Origin of the sequence: Microbacterium sp. H83 (assembly GCF_001650405.1) — a bacterium.
GTDB lineage: Bacteria > Actinomycetota > Actinomycetes > Actinomycetales > Microbacteriaceae > Microbacterium.
On sequence record NZ_LWCU01000021.1, the window covers coordinates 26,057 to 46,698 of the forward strand.

At 69.2% G+C, this 20,642-nt stretch carries 21 protein-coding genes; 15 read left to right on the forward strand and 6 right to left on the reverse strand.

The annotated features are described in order from the left end of the window. The first annotated feature begins 49 nt into the window (after positions 1-49). Positions 50-712: a GntR family transcriptional regulator gene (locus A4X16_RS09875; RefSeq protein ID WP_067120050.1), complete on the forward strand. Its 663-nt coding sequence runs from the start codon at positions 50-52 to the stop codon at positions 710-712. Here A4X16_RS09875 and A4X16_RS09880 read toward each other — a convergent pair. The 4 genes from A4X16_RS09880 to A4X16_RS09895 are packed head-to-tail and all read right to left on the reverse strand — an operon-like array spanning position 687 to position 4,575. Next, positions 687-1,118, reverse strand: a complete 432-nt coding sequence (locus A4X16_RS09880) for an ATP-binding protein (protein ID WP_067120052.1) — start codon at positions 1,116-1,118, stop codon at positions 687-689. The genes A4X16_RS09875 and A4X16_RS09880 overlap by 26 nt on opposite strands. After that, positions 1,108-1,440 carry an STAS domain-containing protein gene (locus A4X16_RS09885; protein WP_067120054.1) on the reverse strand — a complete coding sequence of 111 codons (333 nt, stop codon included), beginning with the start codon at positions 1,438-1,440 and terminating at the stop codon, positions 1,108-1,110. Before A4X16_RS09885 ends, A4X16_RS09880 begins: the two co-directional genes overlap by 11 nt. Then, positions 1,424-3,388: a glycosyltransferase family 2 protein gene (locus A4X16_RS09890; protein ID WP_067120056.1), complete on the reverse strand. Its 1,965-nt coding sequence runs from the start codon at positions 3,386-3,388 to the stop codon at positions 1,424-1,426. Before A4X16_RS09890 ends, A4X16_RS09885 begins: the two co-directional genes overlap by 17 nt. Then, positions 3,385-4,575, reverse strand: coding sequence for a PP2C family protein-serine/threonine phosphatase (locus A4X16_RS09895; RefSeq protein ID WP_067120058.1), 1,191 nt, complete (start codon positions 4,573-4,575; stop codon positions 3,385-3,387). The genes A4X16_RS09890 and A4X16_RS09895 overlap by 4 nt, the downstream gene beginning before the upstream one ends. Before the next feature lie 121 nt (positions 4,576-4,696). Here A4X16_RS09895 and A4X16_RS09900 point away from each other — a divergent pair, with 121 nt between their 5' ends. The 6 genes from A4X16_RS09900 to A4X16_RS09925 all read left to right on the forward strand — a co-directional run bounded on the left by A4X16_RS09900 (position 4,697) and on the right by A4X16_RS09925 (position 11,577). Next, positions 4,697-5,665: a tripartite tricarboxylate transporter substrate binding protein gene (locus A4X16_RS09900; RefSeq protein WP_067120061.1), complete on the forward strand. Its 969-nt coding sequence runs from the start codon at positions 4,697-4,699 to the stop codon at positions 5,663-5,665. Positions 5,666-5,741: 76 nt separating this feature from the next. Then, the gene (locus A4X16_RS09905; protein ID WP_067120063.1) at positions 5,742-6,287 is read left to right on the forward strand and encodes a tripartite tricarboxylate transporter TctB family protein; all 546 of its coding nucleotides are present in this window, start codon (positions 5,742-5,744) and stop codon (positions 6,285-6,287) included. Continuing rightward, the gene (locus tag A4X16_RS09910; RefSeq protein WP_067120065.1) at positions 6,284-7,939 is read left to right on the forward strand and encodes a tripartite tricarboxylate transporter permease; all 1,656 of its coding nucleotides are present in this window, start codon (positions 6,284-6,286) and stop codon (positions 7,937-7,939) included. The genes A4X16_RS09905 and A4X16_RS09910 overlap by 4 nt, the downstream gene beginning before the upstream one ends. After that, positions 7,936-8,805 carry a dihydrodipicolinate synthase family protein gene (locus A4X16_RS09915; RefSeq protein ID WP_067120067.1) on the forward strand — a complete coding sequence of 290 codons (870 nt, stop codon included), beginning with the start codon at positions 7,936-7,938 and terminating at the stop codon, positions 8,803-8,805. Before A4X16_RS09910 ends, A4X16_RS09915 begins: the two co-directional genes overlap by 4 nt. A gap of 60 nt (positions 8,806-8,865) precedes the next feature. After that, positions 8,866-10,563 carry a long-chain-fatty-acid--CoA ligase gene (locus tag A4X16_RS09920; RefSeq protein WP_067120069.1) on the forward strand — a complete coding sequence of 566 codons (1,698 nt, stop codon included), beginning with the start codon at positions 8,866-8,868 and terminating at the stop codon, positions 10,561-10,563. 27 nt (positions 10,564-10,590) lie between these two features. Beyond that, positions 10,591-11,577, forward strand: a complete 987-nt coding sequence (locus A4X16_RS09925; RefSeq protein ID WP_067120072.1) for a LacI family DNA-binding transcriptional regulator — start codon at positions 10,591-10,593, stop codon at positions 11,575-11,577. 27 nt (positions 11,578-11,604) lie between these two features. On the opposite strand, the gene A4X16_RS09930 is transcribed toward A4X16_RS09925, so the two are convergent. Beyond that, positions 11,605-11,958: a hypothetical protein gene (locus A4X16_RS09930; RefSeq protein ID WP_067120074.1), complete on the reverse strand. Its 354-nt coding sequence runs from the start codon at positions 11,956-11,958 to the stop codon at positions 11,605-11,607. A 209-nt stretch (positions 11,959-12,167) separates the two neighbouring features. Here A4X16_RS09930 and A4X16_RS09935 point away from each other — a divergent pair, with 209 nt between their 5' ends. The 8 genes from A4X16_RS09935 (at position 12,168) to A4X16_RS17825 (ending at position 19,227) form a co-directional block, all read left to right on the forward strand. Further along, entirely contained in the window at positions 12,168-13,721 is a 1,554-nt protein-coding gene (locus tag A4X16_RS09935; protein ID WP_067120108.1) for an FGGY-family carbohydrate kinase, read from the forward strand. Further along, positions 13,718-15,352 carry a fucose isomerase gene (locus A4X16_RS09940; RefSeq protein ID WP_067120076.1) on the forward strand — a complete coding sequence of 545 codons (1,635 nt, stop codon included), beginning with the start codon at positions 13,718-13,720 and terminating at the stop codon, positions 15,350-15,352. The genes A4X16_RS09935 and A4X16_RS09940 overlap by 4 nt, the downstream gene beginning before the upstream one ends. Before the next feature lie 48 nt (positions 15,353-15,400). Next, on the forward strand, positions 15,401-16,423 hold the full coding sequence (locus A4X16_RS09945) for a LacI family DNA-binding transcriptional regulator (RefSeq protein ID WP_067120078.1): 1,023 nt from the start codon (positions 15,401-15,403) through the stop codon (positions 16,421-16,423). 82 nt (positions 16,424-16,505) lie between these two features. After that, a complete protein-coding gene (locus A4X16_RS09950; RefSeq protein ID WP_067120080.1) occupies positions 16,506-16,844 on the forward strand; it encodes a WXG100 family type VII secretion target in 339 nt (112 codons plus the stop codon). After that, entirely contained in the window at positions 16,844-17,125 is a 282-nt protein-coding gene (locus A4X16_RS09955; protein ID WP_067120082.1) for a WXG100 family type VII secretion target, read from the forward strand. Before A4X16_RS09950 ends, A4X16_RS09955 begins: the two co-directional genes overlap by 1 nt. A 4-nt stretch (positions 17,126-17,129) precedes the next feature. Continuing rightward, a complete protein-coding gene (locus tag A4X16_RS09960; RefSeq protein WP_067120084.1) occupies positions 17,130-18,152 on the forward strand; it encodes a hypothetical protein in 1,023 nt (340 codons plus the stop codon). An 11-nt stretch (positions 18,153-18,163) separates the two neighbouring features. Further along, positions 18,164-18,613 (forward strand): hypothetical protein, encoded by a 450-nt coding sequence (locus tag A4X16_RS17820; protein ID WP_157560097.1) that lies wholly within the window; start codon positions 18,164-18,166, stop codon positions 18,611-18,613. Positions 18,614-18,804: 191 nt separating this feature from the next. Beyond that, positions 18,805-19,227, forward strand: a complete 423-nt coding sequence (locus tag A4X16_RS17825; protein ID WP_157560099.1) for a hypothetical protein — start codon at positions 18,805-18,807, stop codon at positions 19,225-19,227. Positions 19,228-19,241: 14 nt separating this feature from the next. Here the strand turns inward: A4X16_RS17825 and A4X16_RS09975 are convergent, their stop codons facing one another. Next, the gene (locus A4X16_RS09975) at positions 19,242-20,543 is read right to left on the reverse strand and encodes a glycoside hydrolase 5 family protein (protein WP_067120091.1); all 1,302 of its coding nucleotides are present in this window, start codon (positions 20,541-20,543) and stop codon (positions 19,242-19,244) included. Positions 20,544-20,642: the final 99 nt, after the last annotated feature.

Sequence of the window (20,642 nt, forward strand, 5' to 3'; positions counted from 1 at the left end):
CGGCGCGGCGGACGGTGTGTATCCTGTCAACTGTTAACAGGAGGTCACCGTGACACAGACCGTGAAGCGCGGGGAGTCGCTCGGCGCCCAGGTCGCCCGAGTGCTCCGGCAGCGCATCGTCAGCGGCGAGCTCGCCGCGGGCGAGCGCATCACCGAGGAGGCGCTCGCGGAGGAGTTCGCGGTGAGCCGCGGACCGGTCCGCGACGCGCTGACCCAGCTGAGCTTCGAGAAGCTCGTCGAGGTGCAGCGACCGCGCGGCGTGTACATCACAGGCCTCACGCAGGACGACGTCGACCAGCTCTACAGCCTGCGAGGCGCGCTCGAGCAGCTCGCCCTCTCGCGAGCCATGCGGGTCGAGGACGATGCCCGCTGGGCCGCGATGCGCGCGGCGGTCTCGCGCATGGCGGAGGCAGCGGACGCCGGCGACCACGCCGCGTTCGTCACGGCCGACCTCGACTTCCACTCCGAGATCTATCAGCTCGCCGATCATCCTCGGCTGCAGGGCGCCTGGAATCAGTACCTGCCGACGTTCACCGCGCTGCTCGAGGTGACGATCAACCATGACGAGGACCTCCACGAGTCCTCCCACGACCACGTCCGGCTGCTGGACGTCATGCGGTCCGGGACTGCTGCGCAGGCGGCCGAGGTGCTCGCCGCTCACCTGGACGGTGCGCGGGCGCGGATGCTCAGTGAGGTGTCGGACCGCCCGTGAGTCGCCGCCGCAGCACCCACGTGTTGCCGCTCTCGTCGTAGCTGTGAGTGATCTCGTCGAGGACCGACTGCGCGAGGGCGAGACCGCGCCCGCCCTCGGCGTCGACGTCGGGCATGGCGACGCCGTGCCAGTCGATGGACGCCGGCGGTGCGGTGTCGACGAGGGCGGCCCGCAGCTCGCCGTCGCCCAGGCGCAGGTCGACGCTGAGCGTCACGGGGGTCTCGCTCCCGCCGTGCTGCACCATGTTCGTGGCGACCTCGCTGACCGCGAGGCTGAATGCCGCACGGTCCTCGGGTGAGACGAGAGGAGTCTGCTCGCAGATGTCGTCGACGGCATCGAGGATGCTGTCGACGAGGGCCAGCCGTGCGGGCCCGTCTATGTGCGCGGTGCGCTCGTCAGCGGGCATCGAACGCCGATTCCGGCGTCGGGTAGTCGCGGAGCACGCGGTCGAGGTTTGTCAGGTGGAGCACCGTGCGCACAGCGTCGGACACCGCGGCGATCCGCAGATCGCCGCCCGCGACCCTGGCGCTCTTCAGCCCGCCGACCAGGGCGCCGAGTCCCGACGAGTCGACGAACTGCAGATCGGTCATGTCGATGACCACGTGCGTGTCGCCGGCGGCGATCAGCTCGTTCACGGCGGAGCGCAGGGCGGGCGCCCCGATGGCGGTGAGGCGTCCGGCGAGGGCGACCACCCCGTAGCCGTCGCGGGATTCAGTTCGCAGATCCATGGGTCTCCTTCTCGAGGGCGCGCGGGGCCGGGCCGCGGTAGCGGGCGGCCTGGATGATGACGCTGAGGACCACCAGGTCGTACAGCACCCAGATCGTGTTCACCAGTGTGCCGGTGCCGTCGCCGGTGCCGACGATGACGCGCGCCACACCGATCACGAGGGCGATCATGAGCATCACCATGGCGGTGAGCTGCGGCCAGATCTGACCCCACGGCACGCCGCGCGGATCGCGTCCGTCCTTGCGGGTCACGGCGAACGTCAGCGGGCGTCCGAACACGACGTTCGCGAACGCGGTCCAGCACGCCCTGATCCACACCGGGAACAGGGCCAGCGAGTACTGCTGGCCCCGCCAGGTGCGCACGCCTCTGGCGACGATCAGGAACAGCAGCTGGTTGACGATGAAGTACGGCAGGAACCGAGCGAAGAAGTCGACCGACCATGCCGTCACGGGAAGCACGCCGAAGACCAGGTAGACGACCGGGGCGGTGAGGTACACGATCGCGGCGAAGCCGGAGAGGTAGCTCCACATCGTGGCGAAGTACATCAGGCGCTGCCCGAGCGACAGGCCCCGTTTGACCAACGGGTTGTCGCGGAGCATCACCTGCAGGGTGCCCTGCGCCCATCTGAGCCTCTGGGTCAGCATCGTGCGGAGGTCCTCGGGGGCGAGCCCCTGCGCGAGGATCTCGTGGTGGTAGACGCTGCGCCAGCCGAGCGAATGCAGTTGCATGGCGGTCGCCATGTCCTCCGTGACGGAGATCGTGGCGAGGGGCAGGATCGGCTGCGCCTCGCCGCCGCGGTCGAGCCGGAGGACGTCCATGAGGGCGCGCACGGCATCGAGCGCGGTGATGGGGGAGAGGTCCGACGCCGCGAGTGCCGCGAGACCGCCCTCATCGACGACGAGGGCGTCGATCGCTGCGTCGTGCTCGATCGGAAGGGCGCCGATCTCGGCGAGGTCCGCGCGGATGCCGGCGAGATCCTGCGCGACGAGGATCACCGACGCGTTGTGCACGGCGGCGAGTACGGAGTCCGCGACCTCGCTGACCGGCGCACCGCCCGCGAGGTCGCGACGACCCTGGCGGATGGAGATGAGGAGGGCGTACAGCTCGCGGCGGAGATTCTCGTCGGAGGCGGCGCGCATCTCCTTCTCGATCATCTGCTCGGAGGTGCTCAGCGCGCGCGCGGCCGAATCGGTGACCTCGCGGACGTATCCGATGATGCCCAGCTGCATCAGCGCCTCGCGGCGCAGGATGGCGTTCGACCCGCAGAAGAAGGCGGCGTTCCAGCCGTCCTTGCCCTGCTGGATCGGACCGTAGAACAGCGGCGCCTGGCTGCCGAGCGGATCGGCCTCGTCCACGTTGACGAACCACTGCGGTGTCTGCACGACCGCGACGGTGGGGTCATCGGCGAAGTAGCCGAGCGTGCGGTGCAGGATCAGGGGATCTGGCACCTGATCGGTGTCGAGGATGAGGAGGAACTCTCCGTCCGTCTCGAACAGCGCGCTGTTGAGGTTTCCGGCCTTCGCGTGTCGCGGCTTGCCGGTCCAGTCGTCGGACCGTGTGAGATAGCCGACGCCCGCGGCGCGCGCGGCCGTCTCGAGCTCCGGGCGCGAGCCGTCGTCGAGGATCCACGTCTGGTGGGGGTAGGCGATCCTCTTGGCGGCTCGAGCGGTGGTCATGACGAGCTCGACCGGCTCGTCGTAGGTCGTGATGAAGACGTCCACGGTGCCCTGCGGGTCGGAGACGGGGGCGGTGCGCTCCTTCGCCCGCCACATGGTCAGGCAGAAGAGGAAGGTGTCGATGAGGGAGTACGTCTCGGCGACGACGAGCGGCACGGCGATCCACCACGCCGACCAGTTCACCGACTCGAGCCATCGCCAGGCCACGTAGTTCACCCCGAGCAGAACCGACAGCAGTGCGAGGATGCGGATGGTCGCGAAGCGCGCGGTCATGCGTCCCTTCTCACCACGACGACGGTGATGTCGTCCGTCGCGGAGTCTCCGTCCGCCAGCCGCAGCGCCTCGCGGATGGCGCCGTCGGGGCCGAGCGTCGTGAGCACCCGGTAGACGTGTCCGTATGGGTCGTCCGGGTCGAGCACGTCGAGCAGCCCGTCGCTGCAGCAGACGAGGGCGTCGCCGGGCTCGAGCCGCGTGATGCGGGGCTGGCGGACCTCCGGCGGTTCCAGTCCCATCCCCATCCCGAGCGGCAGGCTCGTCGAGCGGAGATGATCCCACGAGCCGTCGCTGCGGAGGATGAAGGCGAGGCTGTGACCCGCGTCGATGATCTGCAGCTCTCCCGACTCGGGGTGGAGCTCGGCGTGCACGGCGGTCACGAACATCGCGGTGTCGGCGAGATCCTCCTCGAGCAGTCGGTCGGCCTCCGCGATCGCCTCGGCGATCGGACGTTCGGGGGCGGTGCGGAGCGAGGCGCGGACGCTCGCTGCGACGAGGGCGGGGCCGGTGCCCTTGCCCATCGCGTCGGCGAGGGTGATGCGGAGGACGCCGTGATGGAGGCCGAGGTCGTAGAAGTCGCCGGCGAGGCGTCCGCGGGAGGCCACGCCGCCGGCGATCGTGTACCCGGCGACGGTCGGGTGGCGATGCGGTCGGAGCGCGCTCTGGATCACTGCGGCGTGGTCGAGCTCGGCGTCATTGGCGAGCTCCGTCTGCACCCAGAACGCGAGGTCGCGGAGCAGGCCGCGCTGGGCGTCGGACAGCGTGTGAGGCTCGGTGTCGAGCACGCACAGGGTGCCGATCGGTTCGCCGCCCGGCGCGTGGAGGGGGTGCCCCGCGTAGAACCGCAGATGCGGGTCGCCGACGACGAAAGGGTTGTCGGCGAAGGTCTCCGTGCGGCTCGCGTCCTCGATGACGACGGTGCGGTCCTGGCTCACGGTGTAGTCGCAGAAGGAATCCTGCCGCGGAGCCTCGTCGCTGCCGAGGCCGATCTCGGTCTTGCGCCACTGACGGTCGCGGTCGAGGAGCGAGACGCTCACCATCGGCACGCCGAACATCTCCTGCGCGAGTCTCGCCACCCTGTCCACGCGCTCGTCGCGCGGGGTGTCGAGGATGTGCAGCTCGTCCAGAGCCGCCTGCCGTCTGCGCTCGTCGAACATCTGGCCTCCCCTGCCGTCGCCCTCTGCCATCCTGACAGATGCGCCGTGGGCAGACGACCCACCATCGGGCGCTCGCATGTTGACTGTTAACAGTCAACACTGTTAGCCTCAAGGGGTCGACAACACGGTCGACCCACGTAGAGGAGCAAAGATGCCCCGCATGCGCTTCACCCGGGCGGCCGCCGCGATCGCCGCCGTCGCAGCCACGGCGCTCGTCCTGTCCGCCTGCACCAAGGTCGAGGAGGGCGAGGATGCCGCATCCGCGTTCCCCGAGAACGACATCCGCCTGATCATCCAGGCCAACCCGGGAGGCGGCTCGGACCTGTCGTCCCGCGCACTCGCCACCGAGCTCGAGGGGATCCTCGGCGTCAGCGTCATCCCCGAGAACATGCCGGGAGCAGCGGGCGCGCTCGCCATGGAGTACGTCGGATCCCAGGACGCCGACGGCTACGTGATCGGGTTCGCCCCCGTCGAGATCGCGATGCTGAACACCACCCAGAGCGCCAACGTCCTCCCCGAGGACTTCGACCTTCTCGGGCAGATCATGCTCGCCCCCGGTGTCGTCACGGTCGGCGCCAACAGCGGCATCGAGTCGCTGGAGGACCTCGTCGACCAGGCGAAGGCGGGCGCCGTCACTGTGGCGAACTCCGGCGCGGGATCGATCTGGGAGGCCGCGACCATCGGTCTCGGCGACGCGACCGACGCGACCTTCACCCCGGTGCCCTACGACGGCGGAGCCACGGCCGTCGCCGCCGCGGCATCCGGAGAGACCGTCGCCGCCGTGTCTGGCCTCGGCGAGGCTCTCGCGCAGGGCGAGGCCGTGCGCATCCTGGCCGTCATGAACGGCGAGCGCCACCCGGACGCCGAGGACGTGCCGACGGTCGAGGAGGCCATCGGCGAGAAGGTCGAGTTCGGCGGATGGGGCGGGATCTACGCCCCCAAGGGCCTGCCGGACGACGTCAAGGCGACGCTCGAGTCGGCCGTGAAGGACGCCGTGGAATCCGACACCTACCAGCAGTTCCAGAAGGACGCCGGCAACCTGATCGTGTACCGCGACTCCGCCGAGTGGACCACCTTCGTCGACGAGCAGTTCGACCTCTTCAAGGACCTGCTGGGCTGAGAGCCCGGACGGATGCCGTGGGGTCGGAGCCGACCCCGCGGCATCCGCACCGACTCCCGCGCAGGGAAGGAGAATCATGTCCCCGTCGGATGACGTCGCGGCAGAGACCGCGAGCGTGCAGGACGACTATCAGGGAGCTCCGGCATCGCGACCGCTCGAGATCGTCTTCGGCGTCGTGGCGCTGGCGTTCAGCGCCGGATACCTGTTCCTGTCGACGCAGATCCCGCTCCGCCGCGAGGCGGTGCCCGGTCAGATCGACGCGCGGTTCTGGCCCCTCGTGATCGGCGTGACCGCCATGGTCATCGCCCTCGCCGTGCTGGCCATGGCCCTGACCCGACCGGCGCCGGGTCGTGAGGACCTCGAGCGCATCCAGCCGGGCGGCGTGCTCCGCGTGATCGCCACACTCGCGATCTCCGGCGCCTTCATCGCCGTGTGGGCCCTCGGCTCCGTCATCCTGTTCGGGTACCGCATCGAGGTCTTCCCGATCGCGGCCGCGCTGCTCATGGCGGCCCTCATGCTCCTCTACGGCCACCGCCGCTGGCTGAGCCTCGTCATCTACTCCGTCTCCGTCACGGCGTTCGTCTACGTCGTGTTCGGGATGCTCCTGAGGATCCCCCTGTGAACGCGCTCATGGAGGGGCTGAACTCGCTCCTCGACGTCTCGATCCTGCTCTACATGCTCGTCGGCCTCGTGCTCGGCTTCATGGTGGGCGCCTTCCCCGGCATCACCGCGACCATGGCGGTCGCGCTCGCCGCGGGATTCACCATGACGCTCGAGCCCGTGCAGGGCCTCGCCGTGCTGCTGACGATCTATGTCGCCGCCAACTTCGGCGATCGCGTGCCGTCGATCCTGATCAACACTCCGGGCACACCCGCGTCGATCGCGACCACGCTCGACGGCTATCCGATGGCGAAGCAGGGGAGGGCAGGACTCGCGCTCACCATCTCCGCGATCGTCTCCGCCGTCGGCATCCTCGCCTCGCTGGTGCTGTTCTCCGTCGCCGCGGTGCCGATCGCCAGCTTCGCCCGCGACTACTTCAAGTCGCCCGAGCTGTTCGCCCTCGTCGTGTTCGGCATCTCGATCATGATCGGCATCTCGTCGAAGTCGATGCTCAAGGGCATCCTCGCGGGGCTCTTCGGCCTCATGCTCGGCACGGTCGGCACCTACGCGGCCACGGCCGACCAGCGCTTCACGTTCGGCGTGCTCGAACTCGTCGAGGGCGTGAACTTCATCGCCGTGATCATCGGCCTCTTCGGCATCGCGGAGCTGTTCGACCAGCTGCTGACGCATCGGAAGAGCACGGTCCGCCCGATCTCCAGCCTCGGCCGCTGGTGGCCGAACCGCTCGGAGCTGCGGCAGAGCGGCCGGGCGACGGCGGTCGGGGGCGCGGTCGGTCTCGGCGTCGGCCTCATCCCCGCGGCGGGCGGCGACATCGCCGGCCTCATCGGGTGGGAGCGGGCGCGCAAGGCCTCGAAGCGACCGGAGATGTTCGGCAAGGGGTCGATCGAGGGCGTCGCGGCATCCGACACCGCGTCCAGCGCCACGCTGGGCGGTTCGCTCACCACGACGATGGCGCTCGGCATCCCGGGCGACTCGGTCATGGCCGTGATGATCGGCTCGATGATCATCTGGGGCATCACACCCGGCCCGACCCTGTTCACGAACCGTCCCGACCTCGTCGTGTCGATCGTCGGCATCATGCTCGTCGCCACCCTGCTGTCGCTCGCCCTCAGCCTCGTGCGCATGAAGGGAATGGTGAAGCTGCTCGATGTGCCGCAGCCCTACCTGTGGAGCGGCATCCTCATCTTCTGCATCATCGGCACCTACGCGACGTCGAACAGCCTGTCGACCGTCGCGACCATGCTCGTGTTCGGCGTCGTCGGCGTGCTGCTCAAGCGCATGCAGGTCCCGGCGGGACCGGTCGTCCTCGGCCTGCTCCTCGGCCCGCTCGCGGAGGAGAACCTCGCCCGCACGCTGGCGATCCTGCCGACGCGTCCGTTCTTCGAGGTCGTCAGCCCGATCGCGCTCGTGCTGCTCGCGCTCGCCGTGCTGTCGATCGTGATGCCGGCGATCCGCGCGGCGCGACGGCCGCGCAGCGAGCGGGCCTCGCTGGAGGACTCGATCCTCGACGACGAGAGTCGCACGCAGATCGAGAAGGCGCACGAGGAGCTCGCCGCGAACCCCGACCTGCTCACCTCCACCGTGCGCAGCGTCGACACCTCTGCCCGTGCGACCCGCCGGGCGCGCAAGAACTCCAAGGAGAACGAGAAGTGACCCGCTACGACATCCTCACCGCCATTCCGACCGCGTTCCACCGCGACGGGAGCCTCGATCTCGAGGGGTCGCGGTCGATCTTCCGCTTCGTCGGGGAGTCGGGCAACGAGGGCGCGTTCGTGCTCGGCACCACCGGGGAGTTCCCCGCGGTCGACGTCTCGGAGTTCACCGAGCTGGTGCGCGCCGCCCTCGACGAGCTCGCCGATCGCATGCGCGTCATCGTGCACGTGGGTCAGCCGAGCACGTACGAGGCCGTGCGCCTCGTCGAGATCGCGAAGGCGCTCGGCGCCACCGAGTTCGCCGCGCTCACCCCGTACTACCTGAAGTCGACGGAGGACGCGATCTTCGACTACTTCGAGGCGGTGTCGGATGCCGTCGGCGAGGGCCGCCTGTACGTCTACATCTATCCGGCGCGCAGCGGCAACAGCGTGTCGCCCGAGCTGCTCGTGCGCCTCGCCGGCCTGCCGAACATCGTGGGCGCGAAACTCAGCGAGCTGTCCCTCGACGAGATCGCGGCGTATCGCGCCGTCGTCCCGGCGGACTTCGACCTGTACACGGGCGCCGACCGCGATCTGATCGCGGCGGTCGAGGTGGGCGCGCAGGGCGTCGTCTCCGGGGTCTCCTCGGTGACGCCGAAGCCCTTCCGCGCGCTCGCCGACGCCGGCCGCTCGGGCGATGTCGCGGCGATCGCCGAGGCACAGCGCGCCGTCGACGACGTCGTCTCGCTCATCGGCGGCGACATGGCCCGCATGAAAGAGGCGTACCGGGTGCTCGACGTGGTCGACACGCACTGCCGCATGGCGATCGCCGAGCCCTCCGATGCCGAGCGCGAGGCTGTGGCGCAGGTGGTGGCCGCGCACCGGTGAGGCCGGCGCGCCTTCCGCAACCCCGATGACGGTCACAGGATCGACCGGCAGGATGAGGTCATGTCGGTCAATCCGTATGGCTCCCGTCCCTGGCTCGACTCCTACGCCGACGGCGTTCCCGCCGAGATCGAGGAGTCGAGCCAGACGCTCCCGGAGATGATGGCGGCGAGCGTGGAGACCTTCGGCCGTCGGCCCGCGCTCGAGTTCTTCGGAGCGGTCACGACGTACCGCGAGCTTGGCGATCGGATCTCGCGGGCGGCGGAGGGACTCCGACGCCTGGGCGTGCGCAAAGGCGATCGGGTGGCGTTGGTGCTCCCGAACTGCCCGCAGCACGTCGTCGCGTTCTACGCCGCGCTGCGGCTGGGGGCGATCGTGGTCGAGCACAACCCGCTGTATACGGCGCGGGAGCTCCGTCATCAATTCGAGGACCATGAGGCGAAGGTCGCGATCGTCTGGGACAAGACCGTCGACACCATCGCGGAGTTCCCGTCCGACCTCCGCGTCGAGCACATCGTGAGCGTCGATCTGACCGAGGCGATGCCCCTCGCGCAGCGGATGCTGCTGACGCTTCCCCTTCCGAAGGCGAGGGCGGCGAGGGGCAGGCTGACCGCCGTCCCGAAGGCGCGACGGGCGCTGCCGTGGAAGAAGCTGATCGATCATCGGCCGCTGTCGCGTCGGATCGAGGGTCCGGAGCTGCGCGACACCGCCCTGCTGCAGTACACGAGCGGCACCACCGGCGATCCGAAGGGCGCCATCCTCACGCACGCGAATCTGCGCGCGAACGCGATGCAGGGACGAGCGTGGGTGCCCGGCCTCGTGGACGGCGACGAGACGTTCTACGGGGTGCTGCCGCTGTTCCACGCATACGGAATGACGCTGTGCCTCACGTTCGCGATGAGCATCGGAGCCAGGCTCGTGCTGTTCCCGACGTTCGACCTCGGTCTCATCACGAAGGCCGCCCGGACGAGTCCGCCGACCTTCCTTCCCGCCGTGCCGCCGATCTACGACCAGCTGGCCCGCGCGGCCGCGCGCGGGACGATCGACCTCTCCACGGTGCGGTTCGCCATCTCCGGAGCCATGAGCCTGCCGGTGGAGACCGTGCAGCGCTGGGAGGAGGCGACCGGCGGACTGCTCGTCGAGGGCTACGGCATGACCGAGAGCTCGCCCGTCGCGCTCGGCAACCCGATCGGAACCAGCAGGCGTCCCGGCACGGTCGGCGTGCCGTTCCCGAGCACCGAGATCCGGGTGGTCGATCCCTCGGACACCGATGCCGACCGGCCCACCGGCGAGGCGGGCGAACTGCTGATCCGGGGCCCGCAGGTCTTCCAGGGGTACTGGCGTCGTCCGAGCGACACGGCCGACGTGCTGCTCGCCGACGGCTGGCTGCGCACGGGCGACATCGCCGAGGTCTCGGCCGACGGTTTCGTGACGATCGTCGACCGGCTGAAGGAGCTCATCATCACCGGGGGATTCAACGTGTCGCCGAGCGAGGTCGAGGATGCCCTGCTCGCCCACCCCGATGTCGTGGGCGCCGCGGTCGTCGGCCTGCCGCGATCGAGCGGGGGCGAGGAGGTCGCCGCGGCCGTGGTGCTCCGCGACGGAGCGACGCTCGACAGCGGCGCTCTGCGCGACTTCTGCCGCACCCGCCTCACGCCGTACAAGGTGCCGAGACGGATCGCGACCGTGGACGAGCTGCCCCGATCGCTCATCGGCAAGGTGCTGCGCCGTGAGGTGAGGGATCGGATGCTGGCGGAGTGATGCGCTGAAATCGGTTACAGTGTGCCGATGGTCACGATCTACGACGTCGCCCGACTCGCACAGGTGTCTCCTGCCACCGTGTCGCGGGTGTTCAACGGCACCAGCGTCTCGGCCGAGAAGGTCGCCGCCGTGCGCCGGGCGGCGAAGAGCCTGGACTTCACGCCGAACCGTGCCGCGCGCAGTCTGCGTCGACAGAGCTCGGAGGTCATCGGCCTCGTGATCCCCGACATCGAGAACCCCTACTTCACGGAGATGGCGAGGGGCGTCGAGGACGTCGCCTCCGAGGCGGGCTTCTCGGTGGTGCTCTGCAACTCGGACTCGCAGACGGAGAAGGAGTCCACCTACCTGCAGATCGCGATCGCCGAGCACATGTCCGGCGTGATCATCGCCCCGGCCTCCGACCGGACGCGACTCGACGGCATCCTCGCCACCGGGCGGCCGGTGGTCGCCGTCGATCGCGGCACGACGTACGACATCGACGGGGTCGTCATGGCGAACCGCGCTGCCGGGACGTCCGCCGCCGAGAGTCTGCTCGCGGCCGGATATCGGCGGGTCGCCTACATCGGCGGACCCCAGGAGATCGACACGGCGGCTGAGCGCGCCGCGGGCTGGCGCTCGGCGATCGCCGGCACCGTGTCAGACGCCGATGCCGAGGAGCTGCTCCGCTTCGCGACGTTCGGCGTCGACGGCGGGCGGCAGGCGATGGAAGAGCTGCTCGCCCTTCCCGCACCACCCGATGCGGTGGTCGCCGGCAACAACCTCATCGGGGTCGGCGCGATCCAGGTTCTCACCGAGCACGGCCTGACCCCTCCGGAGACGGGGGTGGCCGTCATCGGCTCCCTCCCGTTCACCACGCTGTCGCCCACCGCCGTGACCGTGGTGCGTCTGCCCGCTCGGCACATGGGGGTCACCGCCGCGCGCATGCTGCTGGAGCGCATCGCCGGGGACGATCAGCCGCCGCGCACGGTCGTCCTGCGCAACGAGCTCCAGCCTGCGAGCGCCGCCCGCGGCTGAGTGCCGCGCCGATCCCCGGGGCATCGGTCAGCGCGAGCCCCAGAATCGCGTCGCGAGCGTCGTCAGCTCGGCGTCGAGATCGTCGACCTTCGTCTCCACCCGCGTCAGCCGCGCATCCATGGAGTCGAGGCGGGTGTTCACCGCGTCGAAGCGAGCGGTCATCTCGTTCCGCAGACTGCCCAACTCACTGCGGAACCCGTTCATCTCCCCGCGCATCTCTCCGCGCAGCGCGCCGAGCTCGCCGAGGAACTCGGATCGCAGTCCGCCGACCTCGGCGCGGATGACCCGACGGAACTGCGCGGTCATCAGTGTCATCCCTCCCAGGATCGCGGCGGCGAACACGCCGATCAGGGTCCAGACCTGTGGCTCGGTCATCTGCATCCCCCCATTCTTCGATGTCGGGATCAGGATGTCATCGGCCCGAGATGCTTCATGCCGGAGTCCCGGCGATTGTGGCGAGATCCGCCCGATCCGGAAGCGGTGCAGAAGCGGTGGAGGAGCGCTGCAGGAGCGCTGAGTCGGTGCAGTCCGCTTGCATCATGAAATCGATTTCGCGTACAGTGTCGAGGGACGCGATCAAGGAGGACGCCATGCGCTGCACCCTCGGGGTGGACATCGGCACGTCGAGCAGCAAGGGCGTGCTCGTCGACGCCGACGGCGTGATCCTCGCGTCCGCGACGCGGGCGCATGAGGTCAGCCGTCCGCGACCCGGCCGGGTCGAGATGGATGGTCGCGTGTGGTGGGACGAGTTCGCCGCTCTCGCACGGGAGCTCGTCGCTGCGGCCCCGGATGCCGAGATCGTCAGCGTCGGCGTGAGCGGCATGGGGCCGTGCATCCTGCTCGCGGACGAGCACGACGAGCCCGTGCGCGATGCGATCCTCTACGGCGTCGACACGCGGGCCACCGCGCAGATCGAGCGGATGACGACCGAGCTCGGCGTCGACGACATCGTGCGCATCGGTGGCTCGACCCTCACGTCCCAGGCCGGCGGTCCGAAGATGGTGTGGGTGGCCGACGAGGAGCCCGAGGTCTGGACCCGCGCACGGCGTCTGTTCATGCCCGCGTCGTGGCTGGTGCGCAGGCTCACCGGCGCCTACGTGCTCGACCACCAGTCCGCGAGTCAGGTCTCGCCGCTGTACGAGATCGAGGCGGAGCGGTGGCACGAGCCCTTCTGGGATCGCTACGCCGAACGCATCGAGCGCCCCTCGCTGACCTGGGCGGGAGACGTCGCGGGCACGGTGACCGCCGAGGCGTCCGCCCTCACCGGCATCCCCGCCGGCACTCCGGTGATCACCGGCACGATCGATGCCTGGACCGAGGCCGTCAGCGTGGGAGCGCATGAGGTCGGTGATCTCATGCTCATGTACGGAACGACCATGTTCATGGTCTTCACGAACAGCGTCGCGACCGGGAACGAGACGCTGCGGACCCCGTCGATGTGGACCACCGCCGGCGCCTTCCTCGGCACCCGCAACCTCGCCGGCGGACTCTCGACGTCGGGCGCGCTGACGGCCTGGCTCAAGGACCTCACGGATGCCGACTATCCGCAGCTCCTGGCCGAGGCGGACGCGTCCGGTCCCGGAGCGCGCGGCCTGCTGATGCTGCCCTACTTCGCGGGGGAGCGCACCCCGATCCAGGATCCCGACGCGCGGGGAGTGATCGCAGGGCTCACGCTCGAGCACACCCGGGGCGACCTGTACCGGGCGGCCCTCGAGGCCACCGCGCTCGGAGTGCGGCACAACGTCGAGACCATGCGCGCCGCAGGGGCGGACATCCGCCGGATCGTCGCGGTCGGCGGGGGCACGCAGGGGAGACTCTGGCTGCAGATCGTCTCGGACGTCACCGGACTCGTGCAGGAGGTGCCCGCGACCACGATCGGCGCGAGCTACGGCGCCGCCTTCCTGGCCGCCGTCGCGATCGCCGACGCCGAGGCGCCGCAGATCACGGACTGGAACCCGGTCGCCGAGACCGTCACCCCGCGTGCGGAGCTCCGCGACCGCTACGACACGCTCTTCGACCGCTACGTGCGCCTGTACGGCGGTACGAGAGACATCGTCCACGAACTCGCCGCCGACCAGCGCGGCGCCGCCGGACCGCCGTCGGCATCCATCGACCCCACCACCCTCGAAGCGGAGGCATCATGACCACATACACCCTGCCGGCACCGGCATCCCGCCCGGCATCCGCACCCCGGACCGCGTACCTCATCGCCTCGGGCGATCTGCGCGAATCGGCGAACACCGCCGGCTGGCCGACCCAGGTCGAGCTGGAGGCCGGTGTGACCGGCGTGCTGAACGATCTCGGGTGGACCGTGATCCGCGCGAACGACGTCGATCCCGAGACCGGCCACGGCTTCATCTCGAGCCAGCGCATGGGTCTCGAGGTCTTCAAGAACATCCCGACGGATGCTCCGCTCATTGTCGCCGAGGCCGTGTGGCAGTACTCGCACCACGTGCTGGCCGGACTCCGCACGCACGAGGGGCCGATCCTCACGGTCGCGAACTTCGCGGGCGACTGGCCGGGACTCGTCGGTCTGCTCGGCCTCAATGCCGGACTCACCAAGATGGACAAGCCCTATGCCACGATCTGGTCGGTCGACTTCACCGACGAGTGGTTCCGTGACGGCATCCGCGAGTGGACCGAGACCGGGGCGATCACCCACGACGCCTCGCACGTGCGTCCGCTGCCCGAGCTCCCCGAGAGCCCCGAGAAGCAGCTGGGCGAGGCGCTCGCCGCCGAGCTGCGCGCCGAGAAGGCGATCATCGGCGTGTTCGACGAGGGCTGCATGGGCATGTACAACGCGATCTTCGACGACGAGCTGCTCAACAAGACCGGCATCTACAAGGAGCGTCTGTCGCAGTCGGCGCTCTATGCCGAGATGCTGAACGTGACGGATGCCGAGGCCGACGCCGCCTACGACTGGCTGATCGACGCCGGCATGACGTTCGTCTACGGAGAGGATGCGGCGACCGAGCTGACCCGCGAGCAGGTGCAGTGGCAGCTGAAGATGTACATCGCCGCCCTCCGGATCGCCGACGACTTCGGGCTCGACGCGGTCGGCATCCAGTACCAGCAGGGTCTGAAGGACCTCGTCCCGGCATCCGACCTGGCCGAGGGCATCCTGAACTCGACCGAGCGCCCGCCGGTGACCTCGCGTGACGGCTCGCGCGTGCTGCACGAGGGGCGCGCGTTCCCGCACTTCAACGAGGCCGACGAGGGCGTCGCGGTCGACGCGCTCGTCACCGACCGGGTGTGGCGTGCGATGGGCCTCGTGCCCGACAACACCCTGCACGACGTGCGCTGGGGTGAGGACCACGGCGGGGACTTCGTGTGGGTGTACGAGATCTCGGGCTCCGTGCCCGCTTCGCACCTGGGCGGATGGCAGAACGCCGAGGGGTGGCGTCAGGGGCACGTGTTCTTCCCCGCCGGCGGCGCGACGATCAACGGCGTCTCGAAGCCCGGCGAGGTCGTGCTGTCGCGCGTCTTCATCGCCGACGGCATCCTGCAGGCCGACATCTTCCGCGCCTCGGTCGTCGAACTGCCCGCGGAGGAGACGCAGCGCCGCAAGGACGCGACCAACCCGGAGTGGCCGATCGCCCACGTCGTGCTGCACGGCATCTCTCGCGACCAGTTCATGGCCAGGCACAAGGCCAACCATGCGCAGCTCGTCTACGCGCCCGACGCCGAGACCGCCGACAAGGCGCTCGTCGCGAAGGCCGCGATGTTCGACGGGATGGGCATCAGGGTCAACCTCGTCGGAGACGTGAAGATCTGAGGGGGCGCACGACGCGGGCGACGGGGAGTCGCTCGTTACAGTGAGGGGATGAGCTCGGCGAGACGCGTGACGATCACCGACATCGCGCGTCTCGCCGGGGTGTCTCCCGGTGCGGTGTCCTTCGCTCTGAACGGCCGACCGGGCGTCAGCGAGCAGACGCGGCGGCGCATCCTCGCCATCGCCGACGAGCATCAGTGGCAGCCGAGCTCGGCAGCGAGGGCGCTCGTCGGCGCACGGGCGGGCGTCATCGGCTTCGCGGTGAACCGGCCCGCCGAGACCCTCGGCGCCGAGGCGTTCTTCACAGACCTGGTGGCCGGCGCCCAGTCGGCGCTCTCGAACCGGCGCCTCGCGATGCAGATGGTGCTCGTCTCGTCGGTCGAGGAGGAGATGACGACCTATCGCCGCCTGCGCGCGGCGAACCAGGTCGACGGCGTGATCGTGATCGATCCGGTCGACGACGATCCGAGGCTCGCGGCGCTCGTCGCACTCGGGCTGCCGGCGATCGTGATCGGCAGCATCGGGTCGCGAGAGGGGCATCCTGCCGTGCTCCGCGTGGACGACGGGGCGGTCGCGGCGGAGCTGTTCGGACACCTCGCAGACCTCGGCCACCGGTCGATCGGCTACGTCTCCGGTCCGGCGGCGTTCCAGCACACGCGGCTGCGTGCGGAGGCGCTCGACGCGCTCGCATCCGAGGGCGTCGCGAGCGCGGTGGTCGCGACGGACACGACTCCGGATGCCGCAGCCGCTGCCCTGCGTCGGCTGCTCTCCGCAGACGCGCCCCCGACGGCCGTCGTCTTCGACAGCGACGTCATGGCGATCGCCGGACTGCGGGCGGCGCAGGAGCTCGGCATCCGGGTGCCGGCGGATCTGTCGATCGCGGCGTTCGACGACTCCACGGTGGCGGCGCTCGTGCGCCCGTCGCTCACGTGCCTGACCCGCGACACGTTCCGCCTCGGTGCGGATGCTGCAGAGTTCCTGCTCGACCAGATCGAGGCCGCCGAGGTGCTGCCCGATCGGGTCGCCGCGGTGCCGAGACTGACCGTGCGGGAGAGCACCGGCGCCGCTCGCTGAGGCGCGCATCGCGCGTCGAACGTACTCCGGTATATCTGTGGATGTAGCCATGTGAGGTTATATCGACGGCTAGCGTCGACGCATGATCATCCGGGGTGAGTTCGGAGCGCTGGCTCATGAGGCCGGGCGGCTCGACGACATCGGCGACCGCATCGACGGCAGGCTCGCACGTGAGCGCGCGGACATGGAGGAGTTCCTCGGTGCGGGGTGGACCGGTGCGTCCGCCTCGCAGTTCCGTGCGGCCTTCGACCGGTGGGATGCCGCCGCGACCGAGTGCGCGGCGGACCTGCACCGGCTCGTCGATGCGATCCGGGCCGCGACCGCCGACCTCGTAGCGGGCGAGCAGGCGAACACCGAGGTGACGGAGGTGCTGGCCGACAGCATCCCGCCCTCGCTCGCCCGGATGATGGGCGCCCGCTGATGTTCACGATGCGGACCGCGCACGCGGAGCAGATGCTCGACGACACCCGGGCCGTGAGTGCGGAGCTGTTCGACGCCCTGGAGGAGGCCGAGGGCATCGCCGAACGGATGGATGCGGCCTGGGAGGGGGCGTCGGCGTCCGCCCGAGCCGATTCGGGCGCGGAGTGGCGTGACGATGCGCGCCGCATGATCGCCGCGCTCGACGAGATGCACCGCGCGCTGTCGGGGGCGCACGGCAATTACACCGCGGCGGTGTCCGCGAACTCCTCGATGTGGGGGTGAGCGCATGCTGATCTGCGTCGATCCCACGGCCTACGCCTCCGCCGCGCGGATGTTCGGCGACTACCTCGCCTCGGACGTGCGTCGGGTGGCGGATGGCCTCGTGTCGGATCTGTCAGGCCTGCGCGGCTTCGCGGGGCACGATCCCGTGGGCGCGGAGTGGGCGATCGCGTACGACGGCGTGGCGGGCCCGACGGCGCAGGCGATCGACGACCTCGGACGTGCGAGCGCGAACGTCGGCGCGCTGCTGCAGCAGTCGGGCTTCAACCACGCGCGCGCGGAGGCGTACTCGGACGTCACGGGCGGTTCCGTGCTTCCCGCCGAGCCGCTCGCGTACACCGCAGGAGAGGCGCGCTGCATCTCCCTCGCGAGCGCGACGGGCGGCGCGATCGGCGATCCGCCCGTGGGCTGGGAGTGGGTGCGGGACGCGTGCGGTCTGATCTGGCCCGACGGCGATCCCGGCCGGTTGCGCGAGACGGCGTCCGCCTGGGAGCGGGCCGCGGGGCGGCTCGACGACGGCTGGCTGCTGGTCTCTCAGGGCATCACCGCGCTCGATGAGGTCGATTCGCCCGAGATCCAGAACGCGCGCGGGGTGTGTCGCACCCTGAAGACGCTCGACGAGCTCGCGAATCGGCTGTCGAACTCGACTTGGCCGATGCCGCCTGTTCTGCGCGGCTTCGCGATCGAATCCAAGCTCGGCGGAAACCTTCCGCCCGGATTTCCGAAGATCGATCGATGGATCAAGGACAAGGGGATCGCCATCAGCATCAAGACCATCAACCTGGCCTCGAAGACTTATCAGAATCCGACGAGATTGGAGAGCTTGGTGAAGCGGTATGTGGACAAGGTTGCTTCGTTCAAAGGTGATCAGCGAGGCGTTTTCGTCATCAGGGAATCGCAGATCACTCAGAGAGTCCTGCACATCGGAGTCCCCCGAAACGCCACGAGCGAGCAGTCCGAGGTGCTGGGTCTTGTGGCCGATTACGCGGAGAAGCGAGGGGTGGAGCTGATCGTGGAGGTCGTGCGATGAAGGAGCACATCGTGAGCGTCCACCTCCAGCGCGATGGGAGTGTCTTCGTGCAGACCTATTCCGAAATGACTGGGCTGGCAGACATCGGAGATGGGCTTCCTCTGGTGGTCGAGTCCATGAATGATCCTGAGCGTCTCGGCGCGGTTGTCCTGGACGCGCTTCGAGCGTCGAATCGCAGACCGCTCCCATATCGGAACCTTCGTGAGGATCCGCCTGATAGAGAGTTCCTCGCGTGGCTTGGTGTGCAGAGCTACGGGCGTTACATGCGCGGAGTCAGGAGCCTGGGCGTCGATGCACACTTCGATGAGGTGATCCGCGAGATCACGATCACTCCGGAGAGCAATGACGGCCCGCGCGGAGGTTTCTCGCCGATCTCCGAGGAACGATTCTCGATCATGTTCGAAAGTCCGGAGCAGCTCGGACGTGCTGTCCAAGCTGCGATGGCGAAGGCGACTCTCTGATGGGGTGGTGGCAGCGACGACGCGAGCGCCGTCGATGGGAGCGCCGGCTTCGTGATGAGAAGGAGGCTCGCGAACGAGAGCTGCGAGAGAGGCGTGCGGCATTCTTGGCGAAAGAACGTCGGCGGATCCAGCTGCAGTGGCGTCATGGTGTGAGAGATCGCTCGATCCAGGTGATCCTCAAGCCGAAGGGGATGGTCTTCATCGACGTCCATTCCGACACCCTGAACGGGTTCAGCATCACGGATGGACCACCACTGACCCTCCCTTCTCTGGACGACGCCGACGTGCTCGGCGCTACAGTACTCGAAGCATTGTCACGATCGAATCGTCAATTCCTTCCCGCGCGGAATATGCGGACCGATCCGCCCGGAGGGGAAGTGCTCGAGATGCGGAAGGCCAAGTCGTGGTCGGAGTATCTTCGCCACGCTCGGTACGTTCGAATCTACGCTTCGTGCGCGGACATCCCGACTGTGGTCGCGTTCCAGCCGTACCACAACATGGGTCGTAGCCGGGGGCAGGCGATCTCCGAAGCGAAGTTCACCATCGCCTACGAGAGCCCCGAGCAGCTCGGACGTGCTGTCCAGGCCGCGATGGCGAAGGCGACGACCGTGTGACGTGACCGCCGCGCTCACTCCGCCCGGTGCTCGACCACGGTGTTCTGCGACTCGTACGACCAGGGCTCGACGGTCGGGCGCACCAGCTCGGTGATGCCTCGCGATGCGAGCAGTGCCGCGTCGTCGGCATCCTTCGACGTCACGAACGCCGGGTCCGCACCCGCCTCGCAGGCGTCGACCCAGGCCTGGAAGATCGTTCCTCCGGGGCTCATCGCGCCGCGGCTGACCGGCGTCTCATCATCGTCGACCTCGACGACGATGCCCAGCGTCCGCACGGGTGCCTCGCGGCGCTCTCGCAGCTCGGGGATGAGCTCTGCGAAGCGTCGACCGATCGGCTTCGCCCGGCCGTCCTGGTCGACCAGGCCGAGCGTGTACTCGAGTTCGGGGAAGTCCGCGAGGCTGCGGCTGACGTCGTGCGAGCACCACCAGGTCACGCCCCAGAGGTTCTCGGTGCGTGCGACCGAGCGCAGCGTCGCCTCGAGGAAGTCGGGGGTCTGCTCGGGGGTGAGGCAGTTCGACGGAGCCCCCACCTCCTGCAGCCAGATCGGCCGCGCGGCATCCGTCTGGAACGCGCGAGCGAGCTCGATCATGTACTCGGCGTGCCGATCGGATGCGACGGAGCGGCCGCCGTAGCGCTGCGCCGTCCCGTTGAAGATCCACGAGTGCACGGTCGTGATGTCGCCGAGGCGCGACGCCAGCGCCGGGGTGAAGCCGTGGCCGTCCATGTACCAGGCCGCGTCGTATTCGCTGTGCACGTGCTGCTGCCCCGGCGCGGATGCGTGGGCGGCGTCGAGCAGGGTGGTGATCCAGTTCGCCGCCTCGGCCTCGGTGACCGGCCACGGCGACGGGTGCGTCCGCGCGGAGAACTGGTTCGTCTCGTTGCCCAGGGTGAATCCGAGGAAGTTGCGGGCGTCGCCGAGACGCTCGCCCAGCCGGGTCACGAGCTCCGCCTGACCGCTCACCGCATCGGGATGCGTGAACATGTTCTTGTCGTGCCAGGTGAACAGCCAGGAGGGGATGAAGTCGAAGCTCGACAGATGCCCCTGGATCACGTCGACGCTCGCATCGAGGCCGAACTCCGCCGCCACGTCGACCACGGCACGGACGTCGTCGATCGCCTCGGGTCGGATGAGCGTGCGGTTGGGCTGCAGCACGGTCCACAGCGGGAAGATCCGCAGGTGGTCCAGGCCCAGCTCGGCGAGCGCCTCGAAGTCCCGGCGCACCTCGTCGAGGTCGAGCGACATCCAGGCATGCATCCACTGGGAACGCGGCGTGTAGTTCGCGCCGAAGCGCACGGGGGCGGCAGAGTGGGGCATCGTCGACCTTTCGGGAACCGGTCCGTGAACTCTACGACGGATCTCCGGCGTGGTAAAAGCCTTTAGTAAATTAGGGTGAGAAAACCCGCCCTCCACGCA